Consider the following 15833-nt stretch of genomic DNA (forward strand, 5'->3'; position numbering starts at 1 on the left):
TGGGAAAGTTATGTTTCTTAAACAATTTACAGGCGATTTCATATCCGACTTTCGCAAGATCGCCGGTAACGATCAAATCGTAATAACCCGGTTCAATTCCCAAATCTCGAACATGCGCCTCAATGGTATCAACCGCTGCAGGAGCCATTGCCGCGCCCATATTGAACGGGTCTTTAACCCCCATGTCGATGACCCGGCCAATGGTGGCAGAAGTAACAACAGGTCCGTCGCCTTCCGAAGAAACGATGGCTGCCCCTGCCCCTGTTACCGTATATTGGGCAGTTGGCGGTTTTTGCGAGCCGTACTCGGTCGGATAGCGGAACTGTTTCTCCACGCTGGAATCATGGCTGCATGTCCCCGCCAACACATATTGGGCCGAACCGGAATTCACCAGGTTAGCCGCCAATGCGAGACTTTCCATGGATGTCGAGCAAGCGCCAAACACACCGATGTAAGGGATCGTCAGCGTTCGCGCGGCAAAGCTGCTGCTAATGATTTGGTTCATCAAATCCCCGCCGATATAAAACTGTACTTGTTCCTTTGTCAATCCCGCATTTTCAATGGCCAGTTTTGCCGCTTCTTCCATTAATGTTTTTTCCGCTTTCTCCCAGCTCTTTTGCCCCAACATGGATTCTCCATGGACAATGTCAAAATCCTTGGACAACGGGCCTCTTCCTTCGAAAGGACCCACAACGGTTGCTGTTGACCGGATCAACGGTTTGTTCTCAAATAGCCAACTCTGGTGTCCTTTTAACATATTAGGAGCCTCCCCCGCCTTTTATCAGCAAATGTACAATCCCTACGACAAAGGCAGCGACTGTTCCGAATACGATAACCGGCCCGGCCAGTTTAAACATTTTACCGCCGACACCGAGCACCATCCCCTCACTTTGATGTTCAATCGCAGCGGATGCCATCGAATTTGCAAAACCTGTCACAGGTACTGCAGAACCTGCACCAGCCCATTGGGCAAATTTATCATACACTCCCACGCTGGTGAGAATGACGGAAACAAGTATCAGAACCGCCACCGTAGGGTCTCCCGCTTTTTTCTCATCAAAGCCGCCCCAATGCACGAACATTTCCTGGATAGCCTGTCCAACGAAACAAATCGTTCCGCCGGCTATAAACGCACGAATAAAGTTTTTCAGTATGGGCCTCGGAGGTTCGACGCTTTTAGCGAGTTCTTTATATTCCTGTTGTACCGGCGTCATATTTTTCTTTATATTGTCGGCCATGAACATCCTCCTTGATTGTCAACAAACGCTAACCTTTCGCATGACTATCGGATCAGCAACGGTTTCACTTCATCAATCATTTTTTCTAACGATTTTGAACACTGCTCGTACATCCGCTTCGTATTTTTGTCTTTTGTAGATAAGCCAAACATTTCGAGATCCGCTTCACACTTTTTCAATGTTGCAAGCAACGCGGCTTTTTTCTGGGGTTCCGGTACTTTGATCTGATCATCAAATAAATCAACGTATAGCTGGCCATAGGAATCCACCTGTCCAAGAAATACGTTATCAATCGAAACACCTAATTTCTCCAGTTCCGTATCCAGCCATTTCCTGTTTAGACCTATCGTGGCAAGCGGTTCGTCCATTATTTTCCCATCCATAATGACCGATTGAGGTTCTTGTTCTGGCCCGACATTTATTCCCAGGTGTTTAGGCGTTAACGGTTGATTTTCCTTGGTTAAAAGAACGCTAACGTCACCGCTTGGCTCCATGATAGCGAATTCGACATCGGCAGCTTTGAACACATTTTTTTTTCGAAGCTGTTCCATCAGTTCATCTGTGGTGAGCCTTTCTTTTTTTAGGTTATCTTCCATAATCTTGCCGTCCTTAATGAGCACTGTTGCTTTGCTGTCGATGATGTCTCTTGCCGTTTTACTTTTCAGCTGTAAGTATTCAATCCCTAAAGAAACACCTACCCAAACAGCCATCGAAACCAGGCCTAAATACCAGGTAGATTCCAGATCCAACGAAACGTAAGCCGCAAGGCTGCCGATCGTGATTCCGGTAATGTATTCAAACAAAGAGAGCTGGGATACTTGTCGTTTACCCAACATCTTCGTCAGCACAAAAAGAACTCCCATAGCCAATAACGTGCGCAAAGCAATTTCTATCCAATCCGGCACAGCGTTACCACTCCCTTCCATTCGCATTCATCGACAAATGTAAAGATGTCCATATTCCATCATTTTCATGCATTCCCATGTGAAAATTTTCTAACGTATGCTTTGGATGCGAGACGGAGACATTAATTTCGGTATGGGGAGCATGCAGCACCTTTCCTTTACCCTTGAAATCAATTCCTGCCTGTACTCAGGAAAAAAGGAGGTGAGTCTTCGTGACAGTTGCATCTCAAGTCAAAACGTGCGTGGCGTCGTTAAAAAGCGCTCAAGCAAGTCTGGAACAATTTGCTTTGGAAACACAGAATCAAGAAGCGAAATCGATCTTTACAAATGCGGCCAAACAAACCCAACAAATCGTGCAGCAAGTAGAAAGCCGCGTACAACAGCTAGAAAAGGAAGAACCTCAATACAAGGGGTTTTAACAAAAATCAGACAAGCCATGCTCTCTACATGCATGGCTTGTTTGTCCCGCCTGTGAGCCGATGTAATAAGACATTCCAACCCGACATGGTGTAGGGTTGGATGTCTTTTATCCATTCTTCTTTTCAGTAAGCGTTCTCCTGCGCTCTTGAGTCTGTCGCCTCATCTTACCCTTTCAACGTCGATCCAAAGTTCTTGTTCGAGCTAACCGATCATTTTGAACATCGGGAATATCCTCCCGACAATTGCACATATTACTTGATAATATGCAAAAATAAGGAGAATTTACTGATGGTATGGATTCTTGGGTTATATATAATCAACTCACTGTTTATGTTAATTGTCGCGATTCGCGAAGTACGGAGGCCGGCCAAGGCTTTGATTGGATTGGTCATTTGCCTCGTTTTTCCATTGATCGGCTTTTTATTTTATCTCTGTATGACGAACCCCATACCTCTTCGTCAAAAAAGATTGACTTCTACGCAAAATGATTCCGAAGCGTTACCGGACTCTTTTCGTTATTCATCCTTGCTTATTGCTCGTTCTTTACGGCATTTAGCCGTAAATGGCCTTCGAACGGGTAAAGTCCAGATACTGACGAATGGCATTGAAACTTATCAAACACTGATGGATTCGATAAAAAAAGCGCAGAAATCGATTGACCTGGAATATTACATTTACCGGGATGATCAGGTGGGCAGATGCATGACAGATCTCCTGATTGAGCGAGCATCGGCCGGTGTGCGCGTGCGTTTTGTGAGAGACGGCTGGGGTAGTCGCAAATTTCCAAAGTCACAAATCAGCCGGATGATGCAGGCTGGAATTGAGTGCCGATCTTCTTTCCCTCTTCGCTTCCCTTGGGTGATGTCTTATTGGAGTTACCGAAACCACTGTAAGATTGTTGTTATTGATGGAGAGGAAGCTTTTACTGGAGGCATCAATGTCGGGGATGAATATACCGGATTAAAGCCAAATGTCGGCTTTTGGCGTGATACCCATATACGAATAACGGGTAAACCTGCAAATGATCTGCAGGCTGTCTTCGATGCCCACTGGAACATTGCGGCGCCGGAAACAACTTGGGCAGGCAGAAACATTCAACCGGAAGATACAGGAACGCCTGTGCTGGTACGAAATCAAAGGTTAAAGCCCGAAAATCGACCCGGGAACACCCCCCCCTCACCCAGCTGGTTGACAGAGTGGAGTGACGAACCCATTGCCTTGAATGAAACGAACGTCGACACCCTCTCTGGTACAAAAAGTGTTCAGAACGCATACATACAAACGTTTGAAGGGAATCCTGGCGTTCCGACCCCCATCATCCGGGAAGTATATTTTACTTGCTTATCCCATGCGATTCAAAGCATTGATATCACAAACCCTTACTTTGTGCCCGATGCAGATATCGTCATGGCGATAAAGGCAGCTGTCGCTCGCAGTGTCCGGGTGCGCTTGCTAGTTCCCCGCCACGTGGTACCGATCATTGTTGGAGCTGCAAGCCGAACCTACTTCGGAGAACTTCTGGAAGCCGGGGTTCATATCTACCTGTACAACAAAGGTGTATTGCATGCGAAGCTAATGATTATTGACGGGGAAATTGCCGAGGTAGGCTCCTCTAATTTTGATTTACGAAGTTACCGTTTGAATTATGAAGTGTGCGAAGTTGTGTACAGTTCTGAAATAGCACGGGAACTGGCCGAGCAATTCGAACGCGATCTTGCGGATTCTATTCCCTTGCGGATGGAAGACCTTCTTCGGCGCACGCAGTTGCAGCGTATTCTCGATCAAACAGCGCGTTTACTTGCACCCATGATTTAATGAAAGGGGAAATGAAACTGTGTTTCTCCCATTAACGATTGAACTGTTGCTGGGTTTTGTAGGCTTGTTCATCATTACAAAAATGTTAGGGAAAACCCAATTTAGTCAAGTCACACCGTTTGACTTCATTTCCGCTATTTTTTTAGGCGAGGTGGTTGGGAGTGCTCTATATGACGGTCAAACTACCGTCTACCCCATGTTGTATTCTTTATTTTTGTGGGGATCGTTTATGTTAGCCATTAAAACGGCGGGTCAGAAGTCTTTGAAAATAAGAAGTTGGATCGATGGAAGCCCCTCTATCGTCATTCGAAACGGAAGGATCATCCGAAAAGAATTAAAAAAGAACAGGATCAATATTCATGATTTATTGTATATGTTGCGTCAATCCAATGTCTTCTCGGTACGCGAAGTAGAATATGCCATATTAGAACCAAACGGAAGTATTAGCGTTCTAAAAAAAGCAGATTACGGTCATGTAACACGTCGTGATTTAAATCTTCCGCCAAAACAAGTTCATCTGCCAACCAGTTTAATCACGGACGGAGAAATCATTTGGGACAATTTGAAAGCCATAGGTTTGGACCAACAATGGTTGGAAGGGCAAATTCTATCTTTCGGAATAGATAAAGTGCAACATGTATTGTATGCCGAATGGAAGGAAAACGAAGGGATTTATATCGTTCCTTATGCTTAATTTTGATGATTTGCGCTACCCGGCTAATTCTCCGGCATCCGCTTACCTGCTAAAAAAACAAGTAGTATTACACCCATGTACCCAAATAACGGATAAAGGTAAGTTAGTAAAGAGGTGAATCCTGCTTGACTGATCAAAAAACTAGCAAATAAAACGGCCAGAACTATAACATTTTTAGGAATATTATATAAACTGTGGATTTGTCGGGTAATTCCGAACACATTACCGACCAACGTAGTGAATATTTCTCCGTAGATCACGAGCAAAAACCATACATGAACATACCACCCGAAATCTCGAATCAACTCGGCCATCGGAATATCAAATTGGAGAATCTCGGGCATCCGGGAACTCATCGCTAAATGACTGGCGAGAAGCATAAAACCAAGACCTGCACCTCCCCAAAATCCTCCCCACCTTAACGCGCTTTCGTCGTCCACCTCACTTCCGAGAGGAACCATAACGGCTTGAATAAAAGCAAAATTCAATCCTGCATACACAAACGGACTTGCAAGCCACTTCCAATTGTACAGTTGTTGGTCCTGCCAAACGACTGACCCAAAAACATTGTCTACACGGACAACCTTTACGGCAAGAAGAATTGTGAAAAAAAGCATCATCGGAACAACTAACGAGTTAACAGCCATAATCCCGCTTATTTCCTTTGTCATCACCAGATAGCATAAACCGATGCTGATGATTATTCCCAGTTGATAGGGTAAATGTAGTTGTTCTTCAAAAATGGTGCCGGTGCCGGAAAGCATCACGGCCGTCACCCCAAATAGGATCATAAAGGTCAACGCATTTGCGACTTTTCCGAAAATCTTACCAAATAAATACACATTAAACTCCTGATATGAAAATGCGTTGATCCGGTGAGCTAAAACCATCATTTTAGTGCCGAGCCATACAAAAAAAAATGTGCTGCCTACAATGCTTAATCCTCCATAGGCTCCGTATGCCGTGAAAAACTGCATGATCGACTGTCCTGAAGCAAATCCGGCTCCCACCACGGTTCCCGTGTATGTAGCGGCTACTTGAACTATCATCTTTGTTTTTTTCTTCATATTTCACCTAGGTCCGTTAGAGAATATCATCAGTAAATTCTATGCTTGAACACCTTGCGTATTCCCAAAAGTTCAATCTTTCTATTTATATCATTATGGCGAAGCTGAGTCGGCATATCCATTTGGATTATAGAGCTCTACATCGGCTCCTTTTCGTCCTGTGGACTCACTGTTTAAGCCTTTATTTATTCTTATTTGCCGAAGATGAATCCCTGCAATCAATGCCCCGCTTGGCAATGCTTGAAGCCAACAGGTACAGCCCGGCATAGATCGGAAGCGAATAGACATTTTCCCAGTGAACGGGGTGGTATAAATCGGCTATTATTGAGATCGGCTCGGCCACAAAAGAGGTAAATGCCCCAAATAGCAATGCTTTAAAAAACGGGTTTATTTCCGGCTTGTACTGGTTTAAAAACATTACCGTGACGGGAAGAAGTGAAAAGTTCCATGGAAAATTCGCCGGCATAAACGGTATGACTTCCCAGTGATAATGCCAGAGTCCCATGGCAATCCCTAGCTGATCCAGCCACGACGACACGATAATGATCGTAAACCCGGATAGGAGAAATTGTCCCGTCGCTCTCTTGTCCCGAAATCCGATCCACAATAACCAGGGGCATATCGATAAACCTACTCCCAACCACCATCGCTGCGTAAACAGTACGTGAGTGCGCCAAATGTCAATCATGTTGCGGTGTGCTTCAACAATCAATTGATAGGCTTGTTCGATTGCATGATGAATCTGACTTTCGTCCACCGATGCCACCCCTTTCCGTTACCTGGATACCCAACATTTGCTTTTCTGTTGACAAGACGTTGCAATAGCGATTCCATTCCCATACCCTGCTCAGGACCCGGCACCGATCATGTTTTATCCGTCAAGATCCGAATTTCCGATAATGACGGATATGTGCCTGCTTTTTACGCGAAATTCCATACAGTATATTCAACGTAATCAGCGTTCCGCGAAAATTAAATGGTGCCCTGAATTGGTTGGTCCGGCAAAACACGCATCACGAGTTTGGCCCACACAACCGGTCTAACGGCCGCTGATGCATGGACTTCCCATATGGAAAAAGGGAGGTACACTCTTTGTACTGGTTTGAACCGCAACGGACATGATCATCAATCAAAGTTGGATCACGCCATTATAGGCGTCCTCGGCAATAATGCCAGTCGCGGGGGCATGTTTTCTCTACCGATAACCGAACAGGATTAGATAGAGAGTCAGTCGTAGAAAAAAAGATGCGCTCCTTAATAAATGTTATACACATTCTGGCATTCTTCACCCGTTGGTTGGTAAAAGCAGTGACTCTTGTAACGTGCTACGAACGGCTGATTGTACCATTGAGGAGGGCAGTCTCCCGGCGGCTTGAAATACCACAAGCTGAATTTTGCAGGCCACGGTCTTTCTCCATTAACGGATCGGCGCGCCAAGCGTTTTTCCCGTTCCCTTGCCTTTTGGTAGAAATAACCGTGGATCGTTGCTTCAAATGCATGAGGTTGGTATACCATTTGCGGAATGGTGCGTATTCCTTTAAAGTCCGAGCAATTGGCCCGGATTCGGTTAACTCCAACCGCTCCGACAAGCAGCATTCCTTTTTCTCCTTCGCCTTCCGCTTCGGCGCGCAGCAGCCTTGCCAACAATTCAATATCGCTTTCTCTGGCCTTAATTACAGCCATGATTTCACCTCTTTACTATCGAGAGTAGAATCGGATAGTATCGATCCCGTCATCAGGTGACTGCGACGAATATTGTATACATATCAAAGTCATATTTGGGGACATTGACGGATATGTGCCTGCTTTTACATACGCGAATTTCCATACAGTATATTCGACGTGACAAATACGCCGACCGGCGGCAGCGAAGTGGAAGACGGTTGGGGCGGGACATAGCCGCTATACCCCGGCAAACTTATATCTGTTGTCGCTACCCAGGTTCCATATTCGCCCGCCTGTAACGAAGGGGGGAGCATCTGGAGGCGTCCGGTGAGGACCAGATGCCGAAGTTGAATCTGGACATCGTCATAGATGGATAAGTGGCCGGAGTAGGCGGCGTAGGGGGAATGAAACACGATCTGCTGCGTGCTTTCATTCCAGCTTCCTTCAATCGGAATCGGTGTTCCGCGAAATTGGATGGTGCCTTGAATTCGTTGGTCCGGCAAAACACGCATCACGAGTTTGCCCCACACAACCGGTCTTCCGGCCACCGATGCATGAACTCCCCAAATGGAAAAGGGAGGTACACTCTTTGTACTTGTTTGAACCGCAACGGACATGATTTATCACTCCTCAAAGTTGGATCACGTCATTATATGCGTCCTCGGCAAAAATGCCAGTCACGGGGCATGGATTCTTTACAGATAACCGAACAGGATCAAGTAAAAGAAGATGGACAGTATCGTCATCGGGATGCTCCAAACCGGCTTTGTATGATGAAAGCGAAGCATCAGAAACATGTGTACATCAAAGAAAAGCGACCACCAGCAATTCCAGCCGTGGGAGTAGGTAATATAACCGAGGCGATATCCAACCCATTCTACACCGATATAGATCAGCACCCATTTTGCAATGTGAACCGCAGCCCTCCATTCGACTTCCGGAAAACGAGTCAAGTAGAGAAAAGCGGTCAAAGGATAAATGCAAAAGGTGTGCAGCATCACAACGCCGGTATAATTGATCAGTTGATCCGGTTCCAGACGCCACACATAAAATTTTTCGTGCGAAAAAAATTCGTAAAGCAATTGAAAACAAGATAGATACAACAGCGTAGGGTAGCACTGGGGAAACTGTGTCCACCGCCCCCATCTCCACGCCGCCCATACGGTCCACAAAGCAATGGCTACATGGATACTCATCTCACCTTGTCCGTTGATGGCGTCTTTCTCTTATATTGGTTGTTTCTTAATGCAGACGGGTTTCGAACAAAATTGTTTCAGTCCATCCCAGTTGCCCAGATGCACTTTTTACATTGATTCGGTTGTCTTGGGGCAGAGGTAGTCCGGTTTTCAACGCTTGTACTGAATGTTGGTGACATGCAGGCATCCGCCTTTCCAAATTAATGCAAACAGCATTTAAGTTGTCCGGAAACGAATCATCCTATTCCGCCAAGCAGCAATCCGCATCGTGAAAGTTCCGCTTGGATCCCATCTCCCCCTGTCCCCGCATACGAATAGAAAAGACCGGAGCTGCCCATTTTGGGCAACAGCCGGCCTTTATCCGAATTCGCAGGATACGTTGTCTTCGAAAATTATACGTTGAATTTTCCAACTAACGCACGAAGCGAGTCGGACATTTCGTTTAACCGGAATGCGGTTTGCAGCATGTCCTCGCTCGTCGCCGTTTGCTCCTCTGTCATGGCCGCCACCTCTTCGGAGAATGACGCGGTTTCTTCCGTAATCCTTGTAATTTCCCGGATCGAGGTTTCCACGGCTTTGCTGCCGGCAGACATTTGCTCTACTGCCGCAGCAACCTCCACGACTTGAGCGCTAAGATTGCTGACTTCTGTCATTATTGTGCGGAAAGATTGCCCGGCCTCCTTCATCGCGCCGACGCCGTTCTGTACATCCGCGCTGTTATCGCTCACCTTATTAACAAGATGGTTGATGCCGGATAACATGAGTTCAATGGTTCCATGAATTTCAGCAGTGGAACGCGCGGCCTGGTCGGCAAGCTTGCGAATTTCTTCCGCAACCACAGCAAAACCGCGTCCCTGTTCGCCGGCGCGTGCCGCTTCAATCGCCGCGTTCAGGGAAAGAAGATGGGTCTGGTTTGAAATCTCCTGAATATGGCTTACGACATCCCGGATTTGTTCGGAGAAACGCGCCAAATCTGCGGCTAACGTCTGGATTTCTGTAAACGTACATTCAATGCGTTCGATTTTATCCGCATTTTGCCTCATATTAATCTGCGCTCTGTATGGCGATGGACTGCGTTCGTTGCGCAAGATCGGACACCCCCGTTGCGCTGGAAGCGACTTGCTCCAGTCCCGATACCGTTTCCTGGACAATCCCTGCACTTGAAGTGCATTTCTGTTTCCGTCAAAATGACCGTACCATGTCCGCTTCTGTACGTCAAGATTTGGAAGCTTCTTCTTCACCTTGTGATTCCAGAGGCGTCGAAAGCTTTCCAAAACAGCACAATTTTCATTTCACACATCCTGCAAGGGGGAATTCCTATGGATTGCTGCGCACCTTCCGATCATGCCGGAATCGTATGTTGACCGGATCAAAACTCAGGTACAGGCTGGCCGCTGCGCATGCGAAATCCACAATCCGCAGGGGACTTGCTGTTTGGGGAATGTGAGCGCTTTTGTACGCGGCTTCAAACGTTCCATGTCATGAAGACGCGATCATTGGCGAGTGACACAGGGCGCGCGAGCTGCGTCTTCATCGCCGGTCCGCATGCGAATCGAGCATCCCGGTATGCTCCAACTTCAACGAAACATGGATCGTCACGTCCATATCCGGCCATCGTTGGTCCCACTGCTCACGGGTAAATGGCCGTTCCTTCCACCCTACCGTGTGCATGCCCAGCCCGAACGGATCGACTCTTAACGCCTGCGTTCGATCGATAATCTTCTCCAGCTTCTCCTGGATTCTCCGTTCAAGTTTACGCTCGAACTCCTGCAGTTCCCGTGGGCTGTCCGTCTTCTGTCCAGCGGGGACTTCTTCCACCCGTCCTTTAAGCATCACGTCAATATGAACGTTCCGGAACGAATCGGTAAAATGAATTTGCCGCTCGGTTTTGATACTGCCGAGCACGACATCCGCCTCCGTTAGCGGCACCGTCTTTTGAATCCCCTTATTTTCACGCAGCATTTGGAAAAAGACGTCATCGGACAGCGGAATCGTCCCGACCATCTTATCCCCGCGGAACAGCGCCGTCCCGGAATATCGAAGTTCATGGTTCGCGACGGCGTAATAAGGAAGAACCGGATCAGCATAAGGGCTGTACAACTTGGCCATATATTCATGCAGGTTACGTGTCGTCAGTTGCCCTTGCTTTTCGTAGTGCGCAAACATTTTGTACAGATACAAGTCGATTTCCTCCTGCCCGCTCTGCAGCTGCCTGTTCAAATATCCGATCATATCGCCGCTCACAACAGAGAGAAATACGTGGCTGGAAATTTCGGGATCACGCAGAAACGTATCGAGCAGAGACATCAGCCCCCGGTTAGCCATGGCTTCGGAGAAAAAAATCATTCGGATCTGCCCCTCTTTCGTTTCCCGGTAATACTTCAAGTTGCGCAAGTATCTCCCTTCAATTAACGTATCGGTGGACGTTGTAATCACGCTCTTTTTCTCTTTCTTCAGGGGGGCAATGATGGTAGACAGCTTTACGGATCCGTCGTTCCCTTCATCCAGATAAAGCAATACAAGCGGCGATATTTCCTCAATGGTATTGGATTTATCGACAAACGAGCAACCGCCGAGAACAAGCAACGCCAGTAATAGAAGAAGCGGTTTATGACGAGCCGCCGGCATGTCGATCCCTCCATGTCCTGCGAATCGTGATCCATCCCAAGAGGAAGAAGCCAAAAGGCAAAACGGTATAGGTGCTGGCATCCAGCCATGAAAGCCAGGTGATCCACTCCTTGGCTTTCCATTCGTCCGGCCATATCCAGCGACCGGCCATCCATGTCAGCAGAAGCATCATCAAAAACGCCAACCAAAGCGGCGCTCTTCCTGCTGAAAGACGACTACGCGCAAGACATTGGATTGCTCCCGCCGCATACAATAGAAGGATGGCGACGACGTAAACGAAGGAAATGGCGTAGGCTGGAATCAGGATCATTTCCAGCCGTTCGGCGAAAGGAAGCTGAATATACCGGATCAGATCGGCGATCGGCAAGTCTTGCCGCTGCAAATAATCGGATCCGTAAAACGTCAGGCAAATGACAAAAAAGAATATGTATTCGAATGCGGTAAATGCATTGGCGGCAATGAGAGCCGTTTTCAATTTCTTCGCGTCTACCGCCTCTTTCGGCAATGCCAGCATATATTCGGGACCGGAGAACGCCGCCCATACCGTAAGAAAGGCTTGCCAGATGCCTTGGGGCATGTGCTCCGGAAGAAGAGGGAGCAGATGGCGGTATTCGGCAGCCGGCTGAAACGCAAACGGCACGTACAGGAAGGTAACCCATATCGTGCCGACAAACGCAACGATCGCAAAACGAACGGTCTTCTCCATGCCCAATCGAGCCAGGTATACGCAAGCACACAATAGCAGGATGCCAAACAACGTAGCATGTAAGGCGGGAAACAAAATATGGTGCACAATATCGACATAACCCATCATCAGCACGATACCTTTCATCAAAACAGCGAACAGCCCCGCAAGCAAAAACAGGAAAGACACCGCCGTTCCCAACGTGCGGACGATGCCGAGATAACCGCCGGGCGTTTCTTTCCATGCAAAACAGCGGGCAATCATCAAAATGTTGAGGTGCGAGCATCCCGCCGCCAGCAGGATGAGGCCGATCGTAACCGGCTCCGCAAGCATACTGGGCAAATATAAAAGATAATATAACGTTTGCATCCGGTTCGCCCAGAAGGCGAGGGACAAGAAACCGAAGGGCGCTGAAATCGAAAACAAACCGGCCGAACCTACACGAGAAGCCATCACGGTTTCCTCCCGGTAACGCGCATCCGCTGCAGCGGCTTCAAATAAGCCGGCCTTGTGCGCATCCTGGACAGCGGAGCACGAAACACCGTATCTTTCCAGTCGCTTGCAAAAAACGGGCTTAGCGGGGACAAATACGGCTGCCCGAGCGAAGTCAGCCCATGCAGGTGGATGCACAGCCAGAGCAAACCGAACCCGATGCCCCACATGCCAAGCCATGCCGCCAGAACGAGCAGGGCAAATTGGAGCAGTTTGCTCGCGTTCGTCATCAAATAGTTGGGAACGAGAAACGAGGCGATGGCGGAGATGGCGATCACAATGACCATCACATTGCTAGCGATTCCTGTTTCCACGGCCGCTTGACCGATGACGATACCGCCTACGATACCGAGCGTCTGGCCGGATTTGGTCGGCATGCGCAAACTGGCTTCCTTTAATGTCTCCAGCGTCAGCAGCATGAGCAGCGCTTCCCAGAACGGAGGATACGGAATTTCACTGCGGGATTGCATCAGGACAAACAGCATCTCCAGCGGAACCATCTGATAATGGTGAACCGTCACCGCCACATAAGCCGGGGTCAAAAACAGTGCAGCCACGAACGCGACAAAACGAAGCCCCCGCAGGAAGCTGCCCACCATCCATCGGTGAATATAGTCCTCCGGGGACTGAAACAGATCAAAGAACGTAATGGGCGCTACAAGCGCAAACGGCGTGTTGTCCACCAGCCAGACCACTTTGCCGCTGGCCAGCGCCGCGGCCAGCACGTCCGGACGGTCCGTCTGTTGAAATTGCGGAAAAACGCTGTTGACGTGGTCCTCCATCAAAGCGGAGATATGGGAAGAATCGAGAAGCACATCGAAATCAATTTGTTTCGTCTTCATATCTGCGATCCGCACCAGTTCCGGATTGACAATACCTTCCATGTACAGCAGCACAACAGAAGTTTTGCTTAACGATCCGGCGGTCCATTTCTTTGACTTTAGGCTTGCTACGGGCAGCCGGCGACGGATTAAGGTCAAGTTTTTGTCAAGGCGCTCGTTCAGGCTGTCTTTGGGACCGTAAACAATCGATTCCTGCTCGGAAGACTCGATGGCGCGGCCGAGCTGATTCTGCTTTTTGATTGCGCAAACGTTCCCGGTTTCATCAAAAACAAGAATTCCTCCCTGCAGGATGAGCTCTTCGGCTTGCTGCAACGTCGTTACGTCCACCCGATCTTCGGAAATCACCTTTTGTCCTGCTTGTTTGTCCGGGGCGTGCAAAAGGGGAAGCACGATGTCGCTTTCGACCTGTTTTTGATCCACAAAGGAACGGATGTAAAACAGCTTGACTTTCCGCCCTCCCGCATCCAACTCATGCACCTGTGCATCGTGAATATCGTGAAACAATTGCTGCACGTGCTGCGGAGACAAGTTGCCTGCGGGAGGTTGAGTGTCGGCTTCTTTTGGCGTATCGCTTTTGTCTTGCTTTTGAAACCAACCGATCCAACGCATCGGCTCCCCCCCTTTCGCGTTTAGTCCAGTATTATTTTTCCCGATATGACAAAAAACATACCTCGCAGTTCCGGGCTGTTGGCAGTCCTGCGATGATGAGTCGGTTCGTGAAAAAACCACGGGCTTCCTGCGAGGCCACTGAAAAAAGTCCCCTCGCCTTCGTTCTGCGATGCAAAAAGTCCGTTTTTAGCCTGTGAGACGGCTTTAAACGGACTTTTCCTTATTTTTCTGCAACATCAAACTTAAAAATCGATGCATCACAGAAAAACGTGTCTTTTTCAGTGGCCTCCTTCCCACCGGTGGCTTGAATCGTGAACATTTCGCAAACACTGATTCTCCCAGTTGTTGCAGAAGTCCTCATATACTTGCTCTACTCCACAGTCGGATATCATGTGCCTGGCCAAAAAGTCGTACCAGAACTGGTCGAAAGACAAGGGCATCCGGGTTCCATATTGGGAACGAAGGGTTACATAGCGGTCCCAGATTTTGATTCGGAATGCTGCCAATTCATCACGTCGCTCCATGTCGGTTCGCCTTTAAGCGGCGCTGGTGTCGCTGGATATTTCTGACGTTTTCGCTTTTTCTTCGGAGAGCTTTTGAAATTGTTTCGCCCTTTCCAGATGAAAGGTACGTAATTGTTCGTGATACTGAGCCATTTTCATGTGCCAATCGTACATTTGCCTGACATAAGCGGCGTGGTCATGCGTAAACATGGGCATTGCCTGTTTAGTAAACTGCATTCGAAACCATTCCTCCTTGAGTAGGTGAATTTTGAACTTACAGCATCAGTCTATGGCAGACGTGAAGAAGCGACAACGGCATCCGCCCGGTTTCCGGTCATTTTTATCGGGTTGGTTGTCTATATGCAGGCGGAAACACAGCCTTTGGGGGACCTGACTCCTATGATGCATAAAGGATATGAAAATCGGAATAATATCAGTTGCATATTCTGAAAATGGCGAATGAAAAGGAGAAAGTATGGAAAAAAGCGAACTTAAATCACAATTTAAACAGCGAATCAAAACGACAAGTAACAAATCTCCAATAATCTTGGATGGAAAGGCAAGTGAAAATGTTCCAACCGAGCCGAGTTTAATGGAGCGAACCAAAGAAGTGATGGAGAATATAGGAACCGAAATAAATAGCGTCTGACAGTATATGGCTTTTATAGCTTGGTCAACGTAACCTTTGAGATTATCGATGGGGACATTCCGTACAGATTGGAACAAGTAAATGTTTCTCATAATCAAAACCGGCCGGTTAGGGATCGCCCTGACCGACCGTTACAGTGTATTTTAGCCAACGAAATTCGGATTGGGCCCCGTATTATCCTTTGGGTTTTACGAACAATGCAGCGAGAAACGAAAAAATAATCGCTGCGGATATTCCGGCACTGGTCACCTCGAAAATCCCGGTGATGATGCCAATCCAGCCATTGCTCTTAAGTTCCTGAAGCGCACCATGGACAAGCGCGTTACCAAAGCTTGTAATCGGGACCGATGCTCCTGCCCCGGCAAATTCAATCAGCGGATCATACCATCCAATTCCGTCGACAATCGCGCCCAATACAACAAGCA

Annotated in this window: 18 protein-coding genes; 4 read left to right on the forward strand and 14 right to left on the reverse strand. The window is 47.8% G+C overall.

The window, feature by feature from the left end; all coding sequences use genetic code 11:
- The 3 genes from ACFPXP_RS09805 to ACFPXP_RS09815 all read right to left on the reverse strand — a co-directional run.
- The coding region (locus ACFPXP_RS09805; protein ID WP_379894028.1) for a stage V sporulation protein AD at positions 1 to 757 on the reverse strand (757 nt) is incomplete at its 3' end.
- A 1-nt stretch (position 758) separates the two neighbouring features.
- Positions 759 to 1238 carry a stage V sporulation protein AC gene (gene spoVAC, locus ACFPXP_RS09810; protein ID WP_379894029.1) on the reverse strand — a complete coding sequence of 160 codons (480 nt, stop codon included), beginning with the start codon at positions 1236 to 1238 and terminating at the stop codon, positions 759 to 761.
- A 44-nt stretch (positions 1239 to 1282) separates the two neighbouring features.
- Entirely contained in the window at positions 1283 to 2143 is an 861-nt protein-coding gene (locus tag ACFPXP_RS09815; protein WP_379894030.1) for a DUF421 domain-containing protein, read from the reverse strand.
- 212 nt (positions 2144 to 2355) lie between these two features.
- On the opposite strand from ACFPXP_RS09815, the gene ACFPXP_RS09820 reads away from it, so the two are divergent.
- The 3 genes from ACFPXP_RS09820 to ACFPXP_RS09830 all read left to right on the forward strand — a co-directional run bounded on the left by ACFPXP_RS09820 (position 2356) and on the right by ACFPXP_RS09830 (position 5072).
- Positions 2356 to 2562, forward strand: coding sequence for a DUF1657 domain-containing protein (locus ACFPXP_RS09820; RefSeq protein ID WP_379894031.1), 207 nt, complete (start codon positions 2356 to 2358; stop codon positions 2560 to 2562).
- 289 nt (positions 2563 to 2851) lie between these two features.
- Positions 2852 to 4378, forward strand: a complete 1527-nt coding sequence (locus ACFPXP_RS09825; RefSeq protein ID WP_379894032.1) for a phospholipase D-like domain-containing protein — start codon at positions 2852 to 2854, stop codon at positions 4376 to 4378.
- 19 nt (positions 4379 to 4397) lie between these two features.
- Positions 4398 to 5072, forward strand: coding sequence for a DUF421 domain-containing protein (locus ACFPXP_RS09830; RefSeq protein WP_379894033.1), 675 nt, complete (start codon positions 4398 to 4400; stop codon positions 5070 to 5072).
- A 23-nt stretch (positions 5073 to 5095) separates the two neighbouring features.
- On the opposite strand, the gene ACFPXP_RS09835 is transcribed toward ACFPXP_RS09830, so the two are convergent.
- From ACFPXP_RS09835 to ACFPXP_RS09875, 9 genes are all read right to left on the reverse strand, one after another.
- Positions 5096 to 6139, reverse strand: a complete 1044-nt coding sequence (locus tag ACFPXP_RS09835; RefSeq protein ID WP_379894034.1) for a YkvI family membrane protein — start codon at positions 6137 to 6139, stop codon at positions 5096 to 5098.
- A 181-nt stretch (positions 6140 to 6320) separates the two neighbouring features.
- Positions 6321 to 6896: a CBO0543 family protein gene (locus tag ACFPXP_RS09840; RefSeq protein ID WP_379894035.1), complete on the reverse strand. Its 576-nt coding sequence runs from the start codon at positions 6894 to 6896 to the stop codon at positions 6321 to 6323.
- Positions 6897 to 7393: 497 nt separating this feature from the next.
- Complete coding sequence (locus ACFPXP_RS09845) at positions 7394 to 7822, reverse strand: cell wall hydrolase (protein ID WP_379894036.1); 429 nt, start codon at positions 7820 to 7822, stop codon at positions 7394 to 7396.
- A gap of 125 nt (positions 7823 to 7947) precedes the next feature.
- Positions 7948 to 8421: a hypothetical protein gene (locus ACFPXP_RS09850; RefSeq protein WP_379894037.1), complete on the reverse strand. Its 474-nt coding sequence runs from the start codon at positions 8419 to 8421 to the stop codon at positions 7948 to 7950.
- Between the two features lie 78 nt (positions 8422 to 8499).
- Entirely contained in the window at positions 8500 to 9000 is a 501-nt protein-coding gene (locus ACFPXP_RS09855; protein WP_379894038.1) for a hypothetical protein, read from the reverse strand.
- A gap of 392 nt (positions 9001 to 9392) precedes the next feature.
- The gene (locus tag ACFPXP_RS09860; protein WP_379894039.1) at positions 9393 to 10241 is read right to left on the reverse strand and encodes a methyl-accepting chemotaxis protein; all 849 of its coding nucleotides are present in this window, start codon (positions 10239 to 10241) and stop codon (positions 9393 to 9395) included.
- A 289-nt stretch (positions 10242 to 10530) separates the two neighbouring features.
- Complete coding sequence (locus ACFPXP_RS09865; protein ID WP_379894040.1) at positions 10531 to 11628, reverse strand: Ger(x)C family spore germination protein; 1098 nt, start codon at positions 11626 to 11628, stop codon at positions 10531 to 10533.
- Positions 11609 to 12766 (reverse strand): GerAB/ArcD/ProY family transporter, encoded by a 1158-nt coding sequence (locus tag ACFPXP_RS09870; RefSeq protein WP_379894041.1) that lies wholly within the window; start codon positions 12764 to 12766, stop codon positions 11609 to 11611. The genes ACFPXP_RS09865 and ACFPXP_RS09870 overlap by 20 nt, the downstream gene beginning before the upstream one ends.
- A complete protein-coding gene (locus tag ACFPXP_RS09875; RefSeq protein ID WP_379894042.1) occupies positions 12766 to 14256 on the reverse strand; it encodes a spore germination protein in 1491 nt (496 codons plus the stop codon). Before ACFPXP_RS09875 ends, ACFPXP_RS09870 begins: the two co-directional genes overlap by 1 nt.
- Positions 14257 to 14567: 311 nt before the next feature.
- Here ACFPXP_RS09875 and ACFPXP_RS09880 point away from each other — a divergent pair, with 311 nt between their 5' ends.
- Positions 14568 to 14825 (forward strand): hypothetical protein, encoded by a 258-nt coding sequence (locus ACFPXP_RS09880; protein WP_379894043.1) that lies wholly within the window; start codon positions 14568 to 14570, stop codon positions 14823 to 14825.
- Here the strand turns inward: ACFPXP_RS09880 and ACFPXP_RS09885 are convergent.
- The gene (locus ACFPXP_RS09885) at positions 14793 to 14996 is read right to left on the reverse strand and encodes a hypothetical protein (RefSeq protein WP_379894044.1); all 204 of its coding nucleotides are present in this window, start codon (positions 14994 to 14996) and stop codon (positions 14793 to 14795) included. The genes ACFPXP_RS09880 and ACFPXP_RS09885 overlap by 33 nt on opposite strands.
- Before the next feature lie 586 nt (positions 14997 to 15582).
- Positions 15583 to 15833, reverse strand: a 251-nt coding sequence (locus ACFPXP_RS09890) for a SpoVA/SpoVAEb family sporulation membrane protein (protein WP_379894045.1), incomplete at its 5' end; no start/stop codon positions are given.

It is taken from the genome of Marinicrinis lubricantis (genome assembly GCF_042658665.1).
GTDB classification, from domain to species: domain Bacteria; phylum Bacillota; class Bacilli; order Paenibacillales; family KCTC-33676; genus Marinicrinis; species Marinicrinis lubricantis.